Origin of the sequence: Nostoc sp., from assembly GCF_041747015.1 — a bacterium.
Classification (GTDB): domain Bacteria; phylum Cyanobacteriota; class Cyanobacteriia; order Cyanobacteriales; family Nostocaceae; genus Nostoc.
In genome coordinates this window covers 1-18,624 of sequence record NZ_JBGTFY010000185.1, presented here as the reverse complement: position 1 = coordinate 18,624, position 18,624 = coordinate 1, and the positions used below count along the sequence as shown (strand labels likewise).

Genomic DNA, 18,624 nt, shown 5'->3' with positions numbered 1-18,624 from the left:
CCAATGCGTTCAGTTATTTCCAAAGACTGATTCAAAAGTGCGATCGCTTGCTCCATTTCTCCTTTGTCGGCGTATATACCTGCCAGTTGGTGCAAGGTGGCTCCTTGACCTTGGACATTGCCAACGCGTTCAATAAGTTGTGAAGACTGCTTTTCACTCACTTTGTGCTTCAGCAATTAACTGGTTAACGCGCTCTAAGTCGGGCAATGCAAGCTTTTGCATGATAGCTGAAGATTCATGTAAGTATTGGAGCGCAGTAACAGTGTTTCCCTGTCGCAACCAACCTGTTCCTATGGCTGCTAAAGTTACTGCTCTGTTATGGTCATCATGGGCATACTCAAATAGTTGTGCTGCCTGTAAATACAATTCTCTACCCTCATTAGTTTTTCCCTGATTTAGATTAATAGTACCTAAATGGCATAATATTCTAGCTTTTGAACCACACAAATGATTCACGCTGCTGTAATCACCCGTTTTAATTTTAGTTGGAATATCACAAATTTTATCGTAGAAATCAAGGCAGCATTCGTAAAAAACCTTGGCAGCTTCTATCTGGTTTTGGCGTAGAGCAATACCTCCAAGAAGCTCAAATGTCATTGTAAGAGAAAATATTTCTGCTACTTTAGCTCTTATGCCTTTATTTTCCTGTTCAAGTTGAAAAGCTCCAAAGTAGACTAGGATAAATTTATCTAATACATCTTTCTCTAATGGCCCTTTTCTAGTATAAAGACTGATACCATGCTGAAATATTTTTATCTTTGTTTGTTCATCTTCTGGAGGGCATAGTTTCAGAGCTTGTGTATATAGGTCTACAGCTTCACTAATATTTCCTAAGCCTTCTTCAGCTTTAGCTAGATAACACATAATTTCATGATTTCTAACTAATTCCAATATATTTTTACAGACTAAAACACTCTTTTTATACTGATATTTACTATTCCAAAAACTAGCTAAATAGCTTCCAATTTCTACAACTACACCTTCTTTTTTACCTAACAGTGCTAACCTATAAATTTCTATTTTTTGTGCTTCCGTCGCACCTTCCGCCTCCCACCACAGGCGATACAAAATTTGTGCAGCTTGTTTATACAACTCTTCACCTTTGGGGTTTTCTGGAAACTCTAGCAACGGTGACAAAATCCGGGGAACACGATACAACCTCTCTGTGTTGTTGGTGAGGGTAACTTCCAACAAACCCAAAATTTCAGCGCGTTCAATATGACTTTCCCAACTTGAGATATCCTCACAAATCGGAGAAATAGCAGCTTGAGGAACAGGTAACTCATACACCAACAACTTCCCCAGCATTTGACGCAAAGCTGGAGTTTGCTGCTTCAGCAATTCCTGTGCCAAAATATCCTCACGAAATTCCTTTTCCTTATCTGCCATCTTTTGCAGAATCATCTCAACTCCCCTCTCCGCTTCTGGCAACATCGGGGAATTTTGCAAAATCTTATCTAACCATTCCAATAGCCGAGGATTTCCATCTGCTGCTTGTTTGGCACGTTCCGGCAAATCTGGCTGAAATTGCCAACTGCCATTAAAGGAATCCAGACGATTATACTTTTTAATTAAATCTGCCCCACCCAAAGCACCCAGAGGTTCGCGGTACAGACGATGATTCAGTTCCGACAAAGTGAAATTGTAGCGACAGGTAATAATTACCTTGTGGGGAAGTTGGGAATTTTGCATCGCCTTCAGCAACGCCAGCAGTACATCCACAACTTGTGGTTGCAAGACATAAACCCCATTTCGTAATTCCAAATTTGCCTCAAAGTCATCCAGCACAAAGGCAAAGCGCTGTTCTTTGGTATTCAGTCCTTCGATGAAAAACTTGGTGAAGCGCTGCATCAAGGGTAACTTGCCATTGAGAATATCATGCCCCCGTTCCGAGGTACATTGTTCAGCAAGGGTTTTGAGCAGTTTGTCCTCATCCAGTTGCCGAAAGTTCACCAGCCTGTGATAGCCAACCATCCTTTCCAGAAGTCGCGCCGTCACAGTACTCTTACCCACACCCCCCAGTCCGTGAATTAGTACCCCTAATGAAGTGCGAATCGCTTTGAGACAACGTTGCAAAGTCCGCCGTCTGCCAACAAACTCAGAGGGTTTCGCCACCCGCACCAGTTGGGTATCGGGATCTAAAAACTGTTCATAAGCAGGTTCCGGCGCTGAGGGTGGCAAATCTCCCAACACTTCCACCAACGCACCCGGACATTCTCCCTGGACATATAACCGCAACAAATGCCAGTCACGCACATTCTGTTTAAACAACTGCTGGTAAGTGCTAGCGAGTGCTTCAGCTAATTGATATCCGGCTGCCAATTTGCCGTAGAGGTGCGCGGCGGCGGCTGTAGCTGTCCGATCTTCCACCGGCCGCCCCCAACTTAAAACAGCCCTAGCACCTTGGGCAATTAGCGCCTCAGCCATTGAAGGGACAGCCCCTTTATCTGCTGATTGTCCAGTCCGACACCCAGATAAAAACACCAACTTGGGAAAGCGAAACCGGAAGACTTCGGCAAGTTCTGCGGCTGTGGTTTCGTGGCGATCGCCAATTTCCGTCTCAGTGATAAAGTAAGGCGTGTAAGGTGCTTCATCTTTAATTGAGGCGTGTCCTGTGAGGTGAAACACATCAAAATCATTAAAATAGCGACTCCACACCTTACCCAACTCGCTAACGCAACCGCTTTCTTCCACCCGCAAATCTACAGCAAAATCTCGCGTATCAGCCAGAATTTTCGCCTCTTCCTGTTCAAACTCTAACTTGGGTTGCACATCTTCCGGGTCGGTTGCCATAAACAATACTCGCAATTGTCGTGCTTCCACAGAAAACAGTTCCGTTTCTTTCTCAATCCAGCGCAGAGGCAAAACCACCGGATTAACCCGCTTTACCAAAAAATCCTCACCATCATGCAGCACTTCCCAAGGCAGATGCGCCAGTTTTTTATCAGTATCAAGGGCAATTACCAACCCCTCACCGCGACAGTCAGCAATTCCCCGACTCAACCAGCGTCCATCGCTATCCAACCAAAAAAATAACTGCTGCCCGATTCCTGTTAAATTGGGCAGCAGTTTATAGTAATCTCGTTCGCCTTGGTTGAGGAAATTAGCGATTTCTGCAAGTTTCAGGCGACGTGATTCATAGTGCTTTTGTTGAGGTAGCCAATACCTGAGTTCAACTGTTTCCTGCGTACTTTCCCGAAGTTGGATGCGGATAGTTTGCACTTTTATTTGTTGAGAGACTGGAGGATTTCAGTAATTTCCTCTACTGTAGCTTCTTCAAGCAAAATCCGTCTGCCAGTGTCAGAGTCAACAATTACCACATCAAATTGCTTCCCTGGATGGGATTTATGCCATTCTTGATACCATTTGCGGATTTGCTCTGCTAAAGTTACAACACCGCCGACAATGCCGATAATAGTTGCGATCGCTGCCAAAGTTCCCTCTCTTTGCGTCGGAACTTCATAGCTTCCCGATATTCCAGGAATTTCTAGCAAAGCCTCGGCTGCTACTGGTGCATCTTCACCCTCAATCCCAACTTGAATTTCTGCTATAAAGTCACCTGCGAATTTATACAGTATTTTTATCTCACGCAAAGACGCAAAGAAGAAAGCATTTCTAAATTATCTACTTAGTGTTGTACCAATTGTCTAAAATAAGGCAACAGACGCAAAGCTGGAAACCCAGATTTAATCTGACTTTCAAAAATTACGAATTAATATGTCTCTTGCTCCTTGGCGAAGCGCGATCGCCCACGCACTCCATCGCAACCGCAGCCTTGTTTATGCCCGCTACCTGCAACTAGCAACAGTTCAGGGAGGCGATCGCCCCGCTAATCGGACTGTCGTCTTTCGCGGCTTTCTAGAAGACACTAACCAGCTAAAATTTATTAGCGATCGCCGTAGTGCCAAAGCCGATCAAATACAACAACAACCTTGGGCAGAGATTTGCTGGTATTTCCCCAATACACGAGAACAATTCCGCATCACTGGCTGTTTGACCCTGGTAAGCAGTGATGATTTTCACCAGCATTTACAGCCAGTCCGGATCAGTATGTGGCAAGAACTGAGTGATGCAGCGCGTTTACAGTTTGCTTGGCCTGATCCTGGTAAACCCAGAATCAAGGAAGCAGAAGCTTTTGAGCCACCAGCACCCGACGCTGTGCAGCCAGTGCCTAATTTTTGCCTACTGCTACTTGACCCGGTACAGGTAGATCATTTAGAATTGCGCGGCGAACCACAAAATCGATGGCTTTACTGCCGCGATGACCAGCAAGAGTGGTCTAGCCAAGAAATTAATCCTTAAATATTGTCAGTTAGGAATTAGGAATTATTTTTTATTCTTAACTCCTCACTTTATTTAAATGCCAGCACCATCTAGAAACTCCTGGATAGCCTTATCCTTGAGATTACACCAGCGATCGCCTTCTGATAACTCGCCTTCTTTGGCAGCTAAAGAACCCGCCAAAACCAGAATTTTTTCATAAGAGTGGGTACGCTGAAGAGTTTGGATTTTTTCTTCCAGCGACTCAATTCGGTCTACTAAAGCCCGAATAACTTCGGCTTCTGAATCGGGTAAGTTACTGTGTTCAAGAGGTGCAACCCGCACTCCAGAGCGATATATGATCCGCCCAGGCACGCCTACCACAGTACAGTCAGAAGGGACATCCCTTAGAACAACAGATCCAGCGCCAATACGGACATTATTCCCAATTTGGATATTGCCCAGCACCTTCGCTCCAGCTCCGACTACGACATTTTCACCCACAGTCGGATGGCGCTTGCCACATTCTTTACCAGTACCTCCAAGGGTGACACCTTGATAAATTAGAGCATAGTCTCCCACGATCGCAGTTTCACCAATTACTACACCCATCCCGTGGTCAATAAACACGTTTTGCCCAATTGCTGCACCAGGATGGATTTCAATTCCAGTCAAAAACCGAGCCAAGTGAGAAATCAGACGGGGGATAAAAGGAAGGCCAATATTATGCAGCCAGTGAGCCAGCCTATGGAATAGTAGGGCTTGCAAACCAGGGTAAAATAAAACTTCCAACCAGTTACGGGCAGCTGGGTCACGTTCAAATATGATACTAAAGTCAGCACGCAGTGTAGATAGCACGAGATAGCACCCTCGGAAAGCACAACAAGCTACTCTCCCATATTATCCTCTCAGGTGTTATTGATTGGTTCTTCTCCTGCTCACTACTCCCCATTCCCCACTTTACTGCTGCTCAACTGTCAGAGTATAATCGCGCTTCACCCCAGGATTAAATGTACCTACCCAAATCCGATAGATGCCTTTTTTCCAGTTGCGATCGCCAACACTAGCATCTTTACTTTTGCCAGTGTCATCGCCGCAACGAATTGTTGTTTGATCTGGGCCTTGGATGAATAAAGTGGTGTCGTTGTTGCTGCTATCAATTTGTACTGTCAACTGGGAAAAGTCCTTTTCCAAAACCATAATGTGATCTGGAGTCGGATCGGCAAAGCCAATACAGGCTTTATGATCGCGATCGCGGTTACTTGTGGCAGACAATGAGTAAGAACCACCTGTAAACCCCTGCACTGTTCCTTGTGCTGGTTGAAAGTTTGCTGACAGCGTGAAAGTACCAAAATTTGCTGTCTCTGCTATTGCAGGGGTAGCTGTGATGGCGGTAAGTATAGCCAATAGCCAGCCGCCAAACTGAAGTCGGGGGCGATAGTATTTCATAGTAGCCCTCCAACAGGCTTTTAAATTAGTAGTGATATATACATATTCTACTGAAAATATTCCAGTAAAATTTCAGTTGGGTGTGCCACATTAAAATTTGCCACAACAAGAAATTTTATATTAAGAGGGGTTAGGAGACGTGGAGAATATTTCATTTACATTCCCCACGTCCTCTTTCATCCTCTAACTCACGACTTATGGAGTTGGAAGAAAACGCCACCTTTAAGTGATCGCGTGTCAGTTCCATAACTACTGACTGTGAGCGATCGCAAATTATCAAAAAATGGTTTACCTAAAACTTCCACTAGCTTGAGAATTGGTACTTGACTCTCTAAAAGATTCTGGCTCTTTGTCCAGTCAAGATAGATGTAGCCTTGGTTCGGTTGGGGAATGGCAGCGATGCTCTCTTGGAAATTGGAATTATCAATTAAGGAATTATCCTTGGCTGTAAGAATTTCATCCATAGTCTCTAAGTCAGACGTGAAAATTTCGTAATTTCCGAAAGTTGTATGCAATCCTCGCACTTTTGTTTCGATGTTGAACGATGCTCCTTCTTTGACATTGGTTTTTTTTGTCGCCGTGGTTAACTCTGTCCAAGCGGAGATTTTTTGCTTGTCTACAGTTAGGGGACTAATACTGAGTCCGTTGGATAAAGCGATCGCATCCAAACGAGCAACGCCTTGTTCTACACCCTCAGCTTTTTCCACCACAAAAAGCCAACGGGGGATTGTTGGCTCTTTCTCAGGTAACAATGCTATGGCATATTCTCCTTGTACCCAACTGAAAATATCCTCTGGCAAGTTTATACCCCAGCGTTTTTGAACATCCGCCAAAGGTTTTGCTAACTGAGAAACCATATCTTCCTCAGAACCATATATAGTTGCTGTCGCTTGTCTCCAAACTTTGGCTAAATCACTGTTAGCTAAATTACTCAAATTTGAGCCGGAAATTGCCAAACCGGCGGACGCTGGAACATATTGCAATGCTCCTACAGGTTTAGATAGCGGTGCAGATGGAGAGACAATTTCCGATGAAGTCAGAAAGGTGGTTTCTGCTAGCAATCCTTTGGGGTTTAACGCCAAGGATATGATTTGGCTGTTATAAAGCTGTTCTGGTAACTCTAACCCTTGCCATTTTGCCACAATGGGAAGATTCAAGAAAGCTACAGCTAAACCCCCTTTGGGCAGTTCTTTGGTAGCTTTTTGGTATTCGGGGGAGCTAGTCAAATTTAAATCGGGCGCTTGGACGTTATTGATCGCATCTCGCAACACCTTCGGATCGTTGGCAAACAATACAAAGCCTTCGCCAACAACAGCACCAGCTAGCAAGTCCGGCTCTGGTTGAGAATTGTCATAAATCAGCTTTACGCCTTTGTATTTTTCAACATCCAAGTTTGCCCCAGCTAATGCCCGTTTGGAAAACAACAACTCAACAAACTCGCGGCTTTTCTCCGGTTGCTTGGTTGCTAGTGCCAAGAGATACCCCGGCTGCTGTCCGTTTTCTAATTCCCGGTCAATATCTAAGGTGGTGATAGCTAATGTGATTTCGTCCCCTAACCACGGTTGAATATCTTCTTTGTAATCTATGCCACTCTTGGCAAATAAACTGGTTTTGAGTTTAGATAGTTCTCCTTCACGCTCTAATGCCTGCAAACGGTCTGGATTCGCCAGTAATGAAACCATTACAGGGGAAAGTTTTGACACGAATATGGCTGCACCAGATGTAGAGGTAGAAGCAATGAGGTTAGCCGGACTTTTAGCGAAAAACCAGTAAAAGCCAGCGATCGCAATTACTAGCAGTGCGATCGCACCAGCGACGATAAAACCAATAAATGAACGTTGCCTATTCACATTAAACCTCTAAAAAAGACGGTTTACAGCCATTTAAGCAGAAAGCTTACCAGGATTTATCAGTCTTCCTAAGAATGGATGCTCATGCCAAGACAGAAATTTTCTGTCACCATAGATAGTATTAGGACTGTTTACAGAAACCTCATGACAGGGAACGCTTTTAGTCAACCCATGAACCAGATTAGTGTAGAAGAACTGGCACAACGTCTTTCTTCTGATGATGCAAGCATTCAGCTTGTAGATGTGCGCGAACCAGAAGAATTGGCGATCGCTAGCATTGAGGGCTTTGTCAACCTACCTTTAAGTCAATTTGTCGAATGGGGAGATCAAGTACCCACTCTCTTCAATCCTCAAGCTGAAACTCTTGTGCTATGTCACCACGGTATCCGCTCTGCCCAGATGTGCCAGTGGTTAATTGCTCAAGGTTTTACAAAAGTGCAAAATATTTCGGGTGGTATTAATGCCTACTCCTTATTAGTAGATCCTTCAATTCCTCAGTATTAGCTTGTGTTCACACACATCCTCAGATGGAACTTACCAAGAAGGGGAAAGGTTAATTACTGCTACCCCTGGTGTAAAGCCCACTTCGGCAAGTGTTACCCTGAGCTTGTCGTACCCCTGCGGGGAAGCAAGCTACGCGCAGCGTCTCGTAGAGAATGGTTCAGTGCATCGCCTATTTTTAAATATGGAGAATATTAAAGAAGATGTTACCAGATACTTAGTGCATTCGCCCTACAGCCCTTTGGGCATCCTACAGCGGGCATCTCGTAGCGAGAAAATCAGCTTTTCAATACTTGAAACCCCTGCTTTTAAGTTGCTGGTTCCCTTCCCCTTTCTCCCTTTTCCATCTAGCTATTGCTATTGTAAAAATAGTAGTACATCAGTTTAATTGCTTGTCGGCAAAGCTGAGACTTTCGGCAGTCGGTACATACTTATGGAACTTTTCGACCCATCCAAATTATAGATCAGCATCAGCTATTGCCCGAAAAAATACGTATCTAGTAATACTGTTTTAAGTGTAAATTTATGCGAAAATACTGTTAGAAATAAGCTAGATAGTAAAGTTACATTAGGTACATCAGCTTTTGTAAAAAAAGTCTAGCTTTTATTTCGAGCTTAATCTCAAAAAATGTTGAATGTGAACTTTAAAAGTTAATTCTCATAATATAATTGGATAATTTACCATCTTAATTAATTATTAATAATATTTGCGATCAAATCCAGAAATTTTTTCAGAGTTTGATTAAAGTTTGCCTTTAGCAAAATATGCCTTATGGAAGTCCAGTTAACAAATCGACAACAACATATACTTTGGGCAACCATACGTCACTATATTGCTACAGCAGAGCCTGTTGGTTCCAAAGCTTTGGTTGATGAGTATGATCTGGGTGTAAGTTCAGCCACAATTCGCAATGTGATGGGCGTTTTAGAAAAGTCTGGGTTACTTTACCAACCACACGCCTCTGCCGGACGCATACCTTCAGACTCAGGCTATCGAATTTATGTTGACCAGCTAATTACACCTTCTTTGGGTTCACGTAGCGTGTCGCAGACAGACGCTACGCGTAGCTTGCTTCCACAAAGTGGTACGGAAACTTTAGGGCGAGAAGTAGAGATAGCAATGCAAAAGCGTCTCCGGTGGGAAGATTGGAGTTTAGAAACCTTACTGCAAGGAGCCGCACAAATTTTAGCAACCTTGAGTGGCTGCATTAGCTTAATTACCATGCCACAAACCACTACAGCACTAGTGCGACATCTGCAATTAGTGCAAATTGAAGCGGGAAGGATCATGCTGATTATGGTGACAGATGGTTATGAGACACATTCCAAGTTGATGGATTTGTCCCCAGTACCAGAAGAAACACAACGGGATTCAGAGGTAATCGATCGCGAGTTGCAGATTGTTTCTAACTTTTTGAATACACATTTGCGGGGGCGAAGTCTGTTGGAATTAGCATATCTTGACTGGAGTCAACTAGATCAGGAGTTCCAACGCTACGGGGAATTCTTAAAAAATTCAGTTGCCGAATTGACTCGTCGCACTCTTGCACCGACTGCAACACAAATTATGGTTCGGGGTGTAGCAGAAGTTTTGCGCCAGCCAGAATTTTCCCAGTTACAGCAAGTACAAACGATTATCCACCTGCTGGAAGAAGAACAAGACCAACTGTGGCGATTAATATTTGAGGAACCAGAATTGGAAGATGGAGGTAAGCCAAGGGTGACAGTTCGCATTGGCGCAGAAAATACGTTAGAACCAATACGCACCTGCACTTTGATTTCTTCCACCTATCGCCGAGGTTCAATACCAGTAGGAAGTGTAGGAGTTTTAGGTCCAACGCGCCTCGATTATGAAAGTGCGATCGCAGTAGTAACATCTGCTGCTGATTATCTCTCAGAAGCCTTCAGTTATTTCAATCCTTAACCAGCCGTTACCAGTCTAGGCGAGTAAACAATATCATAGTAAGCAGATAGCCCAATTTGTAGTGGCAAAATCAATAATTAATACTACCCAAACCTTTCATGGTTAGAAAAATTACCTTTGGACTGCTGTGGCTGGGATTCATTGTCTATGCTTTTCTCTTCGCTCCTCCTGAGCAACCCGATACATTCCAATTAATTAAAAACCTTTCTATTGGTCAGTGGCAAGGCATTAATCCGTTAGTTATTGCACTATTCAATCTTATGGGCATCTGGCCTCTAATCTATAGCGCAGTAGTCTTAATTGATGGTAGAGGACAAAAAATATCTGCTTGGCTATTTGCCGTAGCTTCTTTTGCAGTCGGTGCATTTGCCTTATTACCCTACTTAGGGCTTGCTGAACAAAAGTGAAACATAGTCTAGGTAAGGGTTTTGAGCATTTTTTCACCAAGCAAGTGCAAGACTATAGCATCCAGAGGTTCAAAAACCTTGCACTTTCGTCGGCGAGCGCCGGGCCAATTGGGAAACTAAGCGACGAAACTACTATTTTGTAAGCTGTGTGGCTTCTAGATTCGCTCTGGAGACTTATTCAGCAAGCCCTACTTAGTTATTAGGGAACCAAATAATAAGTTTGTTGGTAAAAAGAATACCTTGCTCAAGCTGCTAGATTCTCGTGTGACTGGTTTTATTTTGACGCTAGCCACGGCTATTTTAGTTGCCTATGGTTTAAGAAAAGGTGATTGGGGCAACTTTGTACAACAGTGGCAAACCAACCGCTTCATCAATGTGATGAGTTTAGATTTCTGTCTACTTTGCCTATTATTTCCTGTATTACTAGAAAATGATATGGCGCGTCGGAGTTGGAAAAATCCGCAGTTATTCTGGTTAATAGTGTTGATACCCCTATTCGGGCCATTGATTTATTTATCAGTGCGTCCACCTTTACCAGAAGTAGGTGTAGAGTCCATATCCAACCAGCCAGCAGCAAATTGAAGAATAAAGTGCATTTTTCACAATCCCTTCTTCTGTGGGAGACGCTGCGCGAACGAGTGACGCTCGTACTCACATTCCGCACCCTTACTGTCACAATCGGTAATTACTGAAGAAAAAAGGTAAATCAAGAATAGAATCTAGACATATCGCCCTGAAAAAGATATTTTATCAGCTCTGAATATTCCACGATGAGATTAAAATCCTATTCTCAATAAAGTGTAATAAGAATGAGAGCTAAGTTGACACACTTATCCAAGTATTCTTTTCGCTTGTTCAGAGCCAGGACTTAGATATCCACTCTTCAGATGTAAGTCGTTTTTTCAAAAATCTCATAGGAATCTTATATAAATATTAATAATCCTTAATAGTATTAACTATTAAGGATTGTTTACAAGAGCAAAAGATGCTTACAAGCCCGATTGTTTCTTAAAAATCATCGAGGAACTGACTAAGGCGACTGATTACGGGGTCAACTTCTTGAGGAGGGGTAGCAACACTATAAGAAGTATTATTTACTACTTCTAGTTGAGTTGGAGACTGAATGATTGATCGATCATTGACTATGAGCGCCAATTGTGCAACTTGTTGAGAAAGTTGCAGAAGATGGTGTTCCATCGCCTCCAACCGATTAGATCCCTTAGCAAAAAAACGTTCCTCAAGTCCAGCCACTTGACGTTGCAGTTCACCAATTTGTTGTTCAACTGGTGTTATTGCTGCTGTTTGTGGACCAGGTCGTACAGATTCCGGTACACATAAAGATTGCCACAAGGCTTCTTTACAGAGGTCACTGAAAGTCTTGTCGGGTTGTTTTTCCAAATAACTTTCTACTTGCGCTAACAAGCTTTCATCAGCAAGCTCTGGGTTGAACGTGACGGATTTAACTACCTTTTTTGACCATTGGAACATCAGCTTTAGGCCTTAGCAGCGCGATTAGAGGATAATTGTGCCTCTCCATAAATATACTGCCCCAAAGCATTCGCCTGCCGGGAAGGTGCTGCTAAATGAGCATTAATCTTTGCTTCCTTAAGCAGACGTTGAACGTCGTCCCAGAAAAACTCACCACCCCCACCAGTGATAATCACATCTGTAACACGTTCTGGCAACCAGGCTAGCACACGGCTACAGATTTCACGAGAAAACATCTCAGTGAGGTTGGGAAGAAAATCGTCTAGGTTTGTGGGCTTGCTAGCGCCTTTAGGACGGTAATAGCGTTCACCTCTGGGTTTGTTAACAGCGGAAATCAGCGCTAGAGATTGACTATCTGCTCCCTCGATTTCGGCGGACACCAATTCATAAAACTTGTTCATACCGAAGTCTTCACTCTTAGAAGCACCTCTGGCAAAACGGAAGTTATCTACCATTAAAAGATCGACGGTTTGATGTCCAATATCGACGATCGCCACCGATATTTTTGTAAAATCAGGACTGCCTGGACTTTTCTTCGGTTGAGCTTCAGACCATAGTAGGCTGCCGTAGCCCTCTGGCATTACCCAAACTTTACTGACGTTCAACGACACAGATTCGCCTCGGAAGTTCAACACATGAGGCCCACCTACTTGGCTAATCAACTGGGCTTTTTCCTTTTCAAATTGCTCTAAGGAAAGAAAAGGCAAACCTAGTACAACTGAGATATCGTCTCTGAGTTTGAAATAGCCAGCACTTGCTAACACTTTTATTAGTGCAGCTTCTACCTTAGATTGCCCGACTCCTAGATTTGCCCCAAAATCTGCTGCCAGTTGACCAACAGCATATCCATTACCTTGATACTCCAGCCACAAATCCATTAAGGGGTCAGTAGCCCTAGCTTCAAAAACACCACCGCGTACTTGTTCTATTGACATCTGCTTGACGTTAGCAGGTACAAACACCACATTATTTGGTTCACGACTCACACAAGTTTTTGTGGAAGTTCTGCCTAAATCAACACTAAGAATGGTTTTCCCTGAAACTGTTCCTGCTTTGGGAGTATTCACAGCATTTAAGGGAGTGGATGCCGACACTCTATTCATCGGTATGGCAGCGGCATTAATTGGGGTAGCGGCGGAAGGTTGGTCTGTCATAAAAGCTCCTGATTCTAACTTAACTGTAAAAAGTTGTATGCTCATCTTACAAAAATGCGAGCAACCATAAATTCTAGGTTGCGTCAAGTGTAGCTATAAATACGCCAAAAATTAATTCTGGCGATACCTCCGGTGGGCAACTCTTGGAGAGGCTGTGCCAATGCGATCGCACATCTAGTATTATTTGGCATAGTGTAGGCGAATTTTGGCCAGATGTAATCCCTGGTTCCACTGCTTTCAAACCAAAAGCGGCGTGTTTCATCTTCTGATACGTCTTAGCTGGCGCTTAAGCATCCAGAAAACAAATGCTAAAATCAAAACCCCAAGTACAATTTTGGACACAGGAGCAAGGTACTTGTCCACAAGTTCATACTGACTACCCAATGCGTAGCCTGAGTATGTTAGCAAGCCCACCCAAGCCGCGCTACCTAAGGTTGTATAAAACAAAAATGGCAGCAAATGCATATTGGTCATACCAGCAGGAACGGAAATCAAGGTGCGGATTCCTGGTACAAGCCGACCAATCAAAACTGCTTTGTTACCTTGAGAGTCAAACCAGCGCGTTGCCTTGTCAATATCTTTGCTGGATATAGCCAGCCATTTGCCATACCTGTCAGCCAATGCTTTCAAGCGCCTTTCACTTAACAACTTACCAGGGTAGTACCAGATAAGTGCACCCAATACAGAACCCACAAGTCCTGCGAAAAACACACCAATGATATTCAGCTTTGCCCCTCCTGGTTGATATGGACTGGCTGTAAATCCAGCCAGTGGCATAATCAATTCTGAAGGGATAGGGGGAAAAAGGTTCTCTAGGAACATTAGCAGGGCGATTCCCCAATAGCCGAAATAGTTGATTGTATTAGTTATCCATTCAAGCATTAAGTCAATTCCTGAAATTACTGCATTAGTTTTGTTACTAAATTCAGCGTTAGCTTTCTCAAAAGTTAACCATCCCCCCTCATCGGAGTCAAGCTAGCTTGGCTGCACTATAAATTGATCCCGCAATCGGGAAACAGAATAAGAGAAGTGGAAGCTAGGTTTTGTTTTCTAATTATTAGATCCCCCTTAGCCCTTTTTTTAATCAGGACTACGGGGGATCTAAAGATTTGATGGCAAATTTAAAAACACACTCTAGGTTTCCTTTGTGAGCCTGGGGCTGTGGGGCAGGAAGTAGACCATGACTTTGTTCTCCCATCTTTCCATCTTCCCTTAGTGTCTTATTAAAGAAAGGAAAAGGGGGAAACGCAAAAACATTGCTCCTAGTGGGCGACCTAATTCAACCCTCGCCCTTTGCCCTTTACCCCTCTTGGTTATGCTGTCGGGGTCAACGATTGTATTCTCTGTTGCGATTCCCAGTCTAAGGGATTCCAAACTCGATCTTCCAACGCCATCTGCTCAATCAAACTTGCCAATCTCAGGGCTTTGAGAGCTTGTTCACCACCCACTGAGGGTTGATTGCCACCATGTACACAGTTGACAAAATGCTCTAATTCTGCACTTAGGGGTTGAATATTGCTGGTGTAAACTTTTTCAATCACACCATCCTGCCTGTAAAGTACTTGTCGGTGGTCAGGGAGAGAGTTAGCAGTGGTTTGTCGGTGAATCAAAATTTCATTCTTGAGAAAATCTGCCTCAGTGAATGAATTTTTACAATGAGCGACAAGCCGACGAATTTTGCGATGAGTGACTTTACTGGCAGTCAGAGTAGCAACAATACCATTGGCAAACCCTAAGGTGGCAGTTACGTAATCTAAATAACCAGAGTCTAGGGCACGACTACCGCTAGCGGTCAATTTTGTGACTGGGGAAGCAGCTAATTCTAGAAGTAGATCGATGTCATGGATCATTAAATCCAGGACAACCGAAACATCATTTGCCCGATCTGAGTAAGGACTCATTCGGTGGGCTTCTAACGCCAGTAATTCTTCTGTTTTCAGTACTTGGCTCAGTTCCTTAAATGCTGGATTGAAGCGCTCAATATGACCTACTTGCAGGATACACCCAGACTCGGCTGCGGCATTTACTAAGGATTCTGCTTCAGAAATACTGGCTGCGATCGGTTTTTCAATCAAAACATGAATTCCCGCTAGAAGGCAGTTAATCCCCACGGCGTAATGCAATCGGGTGGGAACAGCAACACAAACTGCTTCCACAAGGGGTAGCAAGTCAGAGTAATCTTCAAAAAAACGCACCTTGTACTTGCTGGCAGTTTCTAATCCTCGCTCGACGTTAATATCTGCTACACCGACTAGTTCAACATCTTTCATTGAACTCAGCACGCGAGCGTGGTGTTGTCCCATGTTACCCACGCCAATCACGCCTATGCGGATCGGTCGTGGCTGGTTGCGCTGTGTGTATGGATTCGTTTCTGCCACTGACATGCTATTTTGCACTATTTATTCTCTCCTCAACCACCAAATTTAGAGACGCTACGGCCGTTGGCTTTTATACTCGAAAGCCAGTTACGATCCGTCTAAAACCATCCAGATGGTAACATAGAGCCTATGTTTATGAAGAATTTCAAAGTTTGCGATCGGTTCCCGTAATCCGGTTATCTTTTGTATAGATAGTTCAGGCTGGCTTTGTCTTTTGTACAAAGACTCCAAAGTTCTAAGAGTCGGCTTCCTATCTTTGAATTTTCCTGGGGTTACAGTTGATTAAAGCCTGGTAGCAAGAGGTAAAAGAAGTCTACATATCCCATGTTTGCATAGTAAATATGTCTGCTTCTTCTTGATCCTTGTCCGACAACCCTAGTATTAATTGCTGCTTGAATATACCCTGAGTCTCTAGGTTTATAAATCGTACCATTGGTATGAGGTCGTTTAAATTTATCTAAAATCGATAGTCCTGAAGGCTGAGTGGGAAACATAATACTCAGTTGCTCAGGACTTTTGCTATTTCTAGGCAATAAGGGAGAAATCAATTCAAAATTCGTCTTGGAAAGCTCTGATGCCTGTGGTGGACTGCGCTAACCCATAGCGCAACTAAGCCGTGTCCGCGAGTGGAGGTTTCCGACCCTCAGACTTTCCGTAAAATTCTTGCATTGAAGAAAAAGACTGGGGGAGATGTCGCTTTAGCTTTCCGCAGGGTGGGAGATGAGGGAGAATTTACTTCCTTTGCTCCCCTGCTCCCATTACACGGTGATACTACCAGAAACTAAAACTGCATGGAACTTAAAAATCACTGGTTGACTGCAAATAAAGTTGCTTTACCACGACTACTACAGTGGGTGAATCTCCGACCAGAGGAGAGCGAGCGAACTCAGATAATGTTCATTTTTTATACAACTGTGTCTGTAGGATTGCGGTGGGCAGAGGACAGTACGGTGGCGCTGTTTTTGGATGAATATGGAACTAACCTACTGCCGTGGATGTATATTGCCAGTGCCGTGATGAGTGCAGGATTGGTTTTTTTATACTCTTGGCTGCAAAAGATTTTTCCCTTACGCCGGGTGATTGTAGCGATCGCACCTTGCATGGTGATGCCATTAGTCTTATTAGTTTTATTACGTTGGGGATCGCATTTTTCCTACCTGGCAGTGATTTCGGTATTTCTGCTGCGGCTGTGGGTAGATGCCCTTTATGTGGTCAATGACCTCAACACCTCCATCGTCGCCAACCAAATATTTAACATTCGGGAGATTAAGCGGACTTACCCATTGGTGAGTAGTGGTCTTTTGGTAGCCGATGTGATCAGTGGCTTTAGTTTGCCTTGGCTAGTGCAGTACACCACGCTGAATAAGATTATCCTCATCGCCTGTGTAATGATTTTATTAGGATCGGGGATTTTATTTTATTTAACTCATCACTATCGAGCCGCTTTTCCTGAAACTCCACAAAGACTAATTCCTGAAGAACAAGCCTCACGGCAGCGTTTTATTAAAAGTCCACTAAAACGGTATGTCTGGCAGCTGTTTGCCTTTGTGGGTCTGTTGCAAGTTATTGGGTTGTTAATAGATTTTCAATATTTGCGCGAACTAAATTCTAATTTAAGCGACCGAGAACTCGCTAGCTTCTTAGGTCTTTTTGGTGGGATGTTGGGACTGTGTGAGTTGTTGTTGCAGTGGTTTATTTCCAGCCGACTCATCGAACGGATGGGGGTATTTTTTACAGCCACGCTTTTACCAATCACCGTCGGCTTTTCCTTACCAGGTGTACTGGTATTGCTGCATTTAATTCCAGCTATGCAATCGCAAAGCTTTTTCTGGGGTTTGATAATTGTCAAATTCTTTGATGAACTTCTGCGCTACACCTTTGTCATGAGTAGTGGCCCCATCCTCTACCAACCGATTCCAGAGGGAATTCGCAGCCGGATGCAGACTTTATCTGGCGGAACTGCCGAAGCGATCGCTACAGGTTTGACAGGAGCGCTAATTTTTGTAACTCTATTGTTTTGTGGACGGTTTGTACCAGTACCAATGCAAAAATGGGTGTTGGTGGCAGAAACAATGCTGATCGCTGGCACCTGTTTAACAGTAATTTGGGAATTGCGATCGCGCTATGTTGAGCTGTTAGTCTTAAGTGTGGCACGGGGTCATTTGAGTGCAAGCAATGTGGGTCTGCGATTCTTTAAGCAGGGGGTAGTCAAAGCTTTAGCAGAAAAAGGCAGCGAGGCTGATAAACGCTCTTGCATTGAACTTTTAGCCCAAATGGATTCCCTTGGAGCTGCGGAAGTTTTAGCACCCCTGTTGGTTAAGTTAAGCCCAGATTTGCAGCGCCAAAGTTTGGAGGTAATGCTGATGGCAGGTGCAAATGCCGCTTATCTAGCCGTTATCCGTCCTTTGTTAGAACAATCCCAAGAAACTAACCCTGAAGTTTTTGCCCTAGCACTGCGCTACGTTTGGCTGGCTGAACCAAATCCGAATTTAAGCCTCCTAGAAGGATACTTGAACCCCCAGCAAAACTCACTCATCCGCGCCACTGCCGCCGCTTTAGTCTTACGCCAAGGAACGCCCATGCAAAAGGTAGCTGCTACCCAAACCATGCGCCGGATGCTGACTCATAAGCTAGAACAGGAACGGGTGAATGGAGTTAGAGCGCTCAGAGAAGCAGTTTATTTACAGGCGTTGCGGATTCACATCCCGAATTTATTACAAGATGAGTCTTTACGGGTGCGCTGTGCCGTATTGGAAATGATTGCAGCAACTCATTTAGAAGAGTACTATTCGGCACTGATTACAGCACTTTACTACAAATCAACCCGCACTACAGCAATGTCAGCCTTAGTAAGACTGGAGAATGAAGCTGTAGAGATGTTGTTGCAGATGGCTACCAATATTTACAAACCAGAAGTAGTGCGGATGTATGCTTGGCGCACCATTGCTCAAATCTCCACTTTAGAAGCAATGGAAACCTTATGGTTGCACTTAGAAAAATCTTGGGGTGCTACCAGAAATCATATTCTCCGTAGCTTACTCAAAATAAATAAACAACCAGAAATTAACAGTGTAGATAGATTTCACCACAGTAGAGTAGAAAGTTTAATTGGGCAAGAATTAAAGTTCCTCAGTGAAATTTACGCCGCCTATATAGACTTTCAACAACCAGATATTTTAGAAAACCATCAATCAGACAGAATTTTGGTGATTG

General features: G+C 43.7%; 15 protein-coding genes and 2 pseudogenes. 6 read left to right on the top strand and 11 right to left on the bottom strand.

The annotated features are described in order from the left end of the window. Positions 1–153: 153 nt before the first annotated feature. Both ACEW80_RS15565 and ACEW80_RS15560 read right to left on the bottom strand, forming a co-directional pair. A complete protein-coding gene (locus tag ACEW80_RS15565) occupies positions 154–3,222 on the bottom strand; it encodes a CHAT domain-containing protein (protein ID WP_373527464.1) in 3,069 nt (1,022 codons plus the stop codon). A gap of 2 nt (positions 3,223–3,224) precedes the next feature. Beyond that, positions 3,225–3,551 carry a hypothetical protein gene (locus ACEW80_RS15560; protein ID WP_373527465.1) on the bottom strand — a complete coding sequence of 109 codons (327 nt, stop codon included), beginning with the start codon at positions 3,549–3,551 and terminating at the stop codon, positions 3,225–3,227. Between the two features lie 166 nt (positions 3,552–3,717). Here ACEW80_RS15560 and ACEW80_RS15555 point away from each other — a divergent pair, with 166 nt between their 5' ends. Further along, complete coding sequence (locus ACEW80_RS15555; protein ID WP_373527463.1) at positions 3,718–4,302, top strand: Npun_F5749 family FMN-dependent PPOX-type flavoprotein; 585 nt, start codon at positions 3,718–3,720, stop codon at positions 4,300–4,302. Between the two features lie 54 nt (positions 4,303–4,356). Here the strand turns inward: ACEW80_RS15555 and cysE are convergent, their stop codons facing one another. From cysE to ACEW80_RS15540, 3 genes are all read right to left on the bottom strand, one after another. After that, positions 4,357–5,118 carry a serine O-acetyltransferase gene (gene cysE, locus ACEW80_RS15550; protein WP_373527462.1) on the bottom strand — a complete coding sequence of 254 codons (762 nt, stop codon included), beginning with the start codon at positions 5,116–5,118 and terminating at the stop codon, positions 4,357–4,359. 102 nt (positions 5,119–5,220) lie between these two features. Continuing rightward, positions 5,221–5,709: a hypothetical protein gene (locus ACEW80_RS15545; RefSeq protein ID WP_373527461.1), complete on the bottom strand. Its 489-nt coding sequence runs from the start codon at positions 5,707–5,709 to the stop codon at positions 5,221–5,223. 188 nt (positions 5,710–5,897) lie between these two features. Next, the gene (locus ACEW80_RS15540; protein WP_373527460.1) at positions 5,898–7,559 is read right to left on the bottom strand and encodes a DUF3352 domain-containing protein; all 1,662 of its coding nucleotides are present in this window, start codon (positions 7,557–7,559) and stop codon (positions 5,898–5,900) included. A 144-nt stretch (positions 7,560–7,703) separates the two neighbouring features. Here ACEW80_RS15540 and ACEW80_RS15535 point away from each other — a divergent pair, with 144 nt between their 5' ends. From ACEW80_RS15535 to ACEW80_RS15520, 4 genes and pseudogenes are all read left to right on the top strand, one after another. Beyond that, entirely contained in the window at positions 7,704–8,063 is a 360-nt protein-coding gene (locus ACEW80_RS15535) for a rhodanese-like domain-containing protein (RefSeq protein WP_373527459.1), read from the top strand. A 769-nt stretch (positions 8,064–8,832) separates the two neighbouring features. Continuing rightward, complete coding sequence (hrcA, locus tag ACEW80_RS15530; protein ID WP_373527458.1) at positions 8,833–9,984, top strand: heat-inducible transcriptional repressor HrcA; 1,152 nt, start codon at positions 8,833–8,835, stop codon at positions 9,982–9,984. Between the two features lie 98 nt (positions 9,985–10,082). Next, positions 10,083–10,382, top strand: a pseudogene (locus ACEW80_RS15525) (DUF2834 domain-containing protein); the annotation flags it as partial. Positions 10,383–10,589: 207 nt separating this feature from the next. Next, a pseudogene (locus tag ACEW80_RS15520) lies at positions 10,590–10,973 on the top strand (DUF2834 domain-containing protein); the annotation flags it as partial. Positions 10,974–11,399: 426 nt separating this feature from the next. On the opposite strand, the gene ACEW80_RS15515 reads toward ACEW80_RS15520, so the two are convergent. The 6 genes from ACEW80_RS15515 to ACEW80_RS15490 all read right to left on the bottom strand — a co-directional run bounded on the left by ACEW80_RS15515 (position 11,400) and on the right by ACEW80_RS15490 (position 15,905). Beyond that, positions 11,400–11,879 carry a plasmid segregation centromere-binding protein ParR gene (locus tag ACEW80_RS15515; protein WP_373527457.1) on the bottom strand — a complete coding sequence of 160 codons (480 nt, stop codon included), beginning with the start codon at positions 11,877–11,879 and terminating at the stop codon, positions 11,400–11,402. A 5-nt stretch (positions 11,880–11,884) separates the two neighbouring features. Further along, positions 11,885–13,033: a ParM/StbA family protein gene (locus tag ACEW80_RS15510; RefSeq protein ID WP_373527456.1), complete on the bottom strand. Its 1,149-nt coding sequence runs from the start codon at positions 13,031–13,033 to the stop codon at positions 11,885–11,887. A gap of 73 nt (positions 13,034–13,106) precedes the next feature. Then, positions 13,107–13,295, bottom strand: coding sequence for a hypothetical protein (locus ACEW80_RS15505; protein WP_373527455.1), 189 nt, complete (start codon positions 13,293–13,295; stop codon positions 13,107–13,109). Next, positions 13,292–13,915: a DedA family protein gene (locus tag ACEW80_RS15500; protein ID WP_373527454.1), complete on the bottom strand. Its 624-nt coding sequence runs from the start codon at positions 13,913–13,915 to the stop codon at positions 13,292–13,294. The genes ACEW80_RS15505 and ACEW80_RS15500 overlap by 4 nt, the downstream gene beginning before the upstream one ends. A gap of 431 nt (positions 13,916–14,346) precedes the next feature. Continuing rightward, the gene (locus ACEW80_RS15495) at positions 14,347–15,429 is read right to left on the bottom strand and encodes a Gfo/Idh/MocA family oxidoreductase (protein WP_373527453.1); all 1,083 of its coding nucleotides are present in this window, start codon (positions 15,427–15,429) and stop codon (positions 14,347–14,349) included. 254 nt (positions 15,430–15,683) lie between these two features. After that, positions 15,684–15,905, bottom strand: a complete 222-nt coding sequence (locus ACEW80_RS15490; protein WP_373527452.1) for a hypothetical protein — start codon at positions 15,903–15,905, stop codon at positions 15,684–15,686. Between the two features lie 297 nt (positions 15,906–16,202). Here ACEW80_RS15490 and ACEW80_RS15485 point away from each other — a divergent pair. After that, the coding region (locus ACEW80_RS15485; protein ID WP_373527451.1) for an MFS transporter at positions 16,203–18,624 on the top strand (2,422 nt) is incomplete at its 3' end.

What these genes read in the sequence shown, in the direction of transcription:
- ACEW80_RS15555 (WP_373527463.1), top strand. Translation starts at nt 3,718, where the DNA reads ATGTCTCTTGCTCCTTGGCGAAGCGCGATCGCCCACGCACTCCATCGC.
- ACEW80_RS15545 (WP_373527461.1), bottom strand. Translation starts at nt 5,709, where the DNA reads ATGAAATACTATCGCCCCCGACTTCAGTTTGGCGGCTGGCTATTGGCT.
- ACEW80_RS15535 (WP_373527459.1), top strand. Translation starts at nt 7,704, where the DNA reads ATGACAGGGAACGCTTTTAGTCAACCCATGAACCAGATTAGTGTAGAA.
- hrcA (WP_373527458.1), top strand. Translation starts at nt 8,833, where the DNA reads ATGGAAGTCCAGTTAACAAATCGACAACAACATATACTTTGGGCAACC.
- ACEW80_RS15515 (WP_373527457.1), bottom strand. Translation starts at nt 11,879, where the DNA reads ATGTTCCAATGGTCAAAAAAGGTAGTTAAATCCGTCACGTTCAACCCA.
- ACEW80_RS15510 (WP_373527456.1), bottom strand. Translation starts at nt 13,033, where the DNA reads ATGACAGACCAACCTTCCGCCGCTACCCCAATTAATGCCGCTGCCATA.
- ACEW80_RS15505 (WP_373527455.1), bottom strand. Translation starts at nt 13,295, where the DNA reads ATGAAACACGCCGCTTTTGGTTTGAAAGCAGTGGAACCAGGGATTACA.
- ACEW80_RS15500 (WP_373527454.1), bottom strand. Translation starts at nt 13,915, where the DNA reads ATGCTTGAATGGATAACTAATACAATCAACTATTTCGGCTATTGGGGA.
- ACEW80_RS15490 (WP_373527452.1), bottom strand. Translation starts at nt 15,905, where the DNA reads ATGTTTCCCACTCAGCCTTCAGGACTATCGATTTTAGATAAATTTAAA.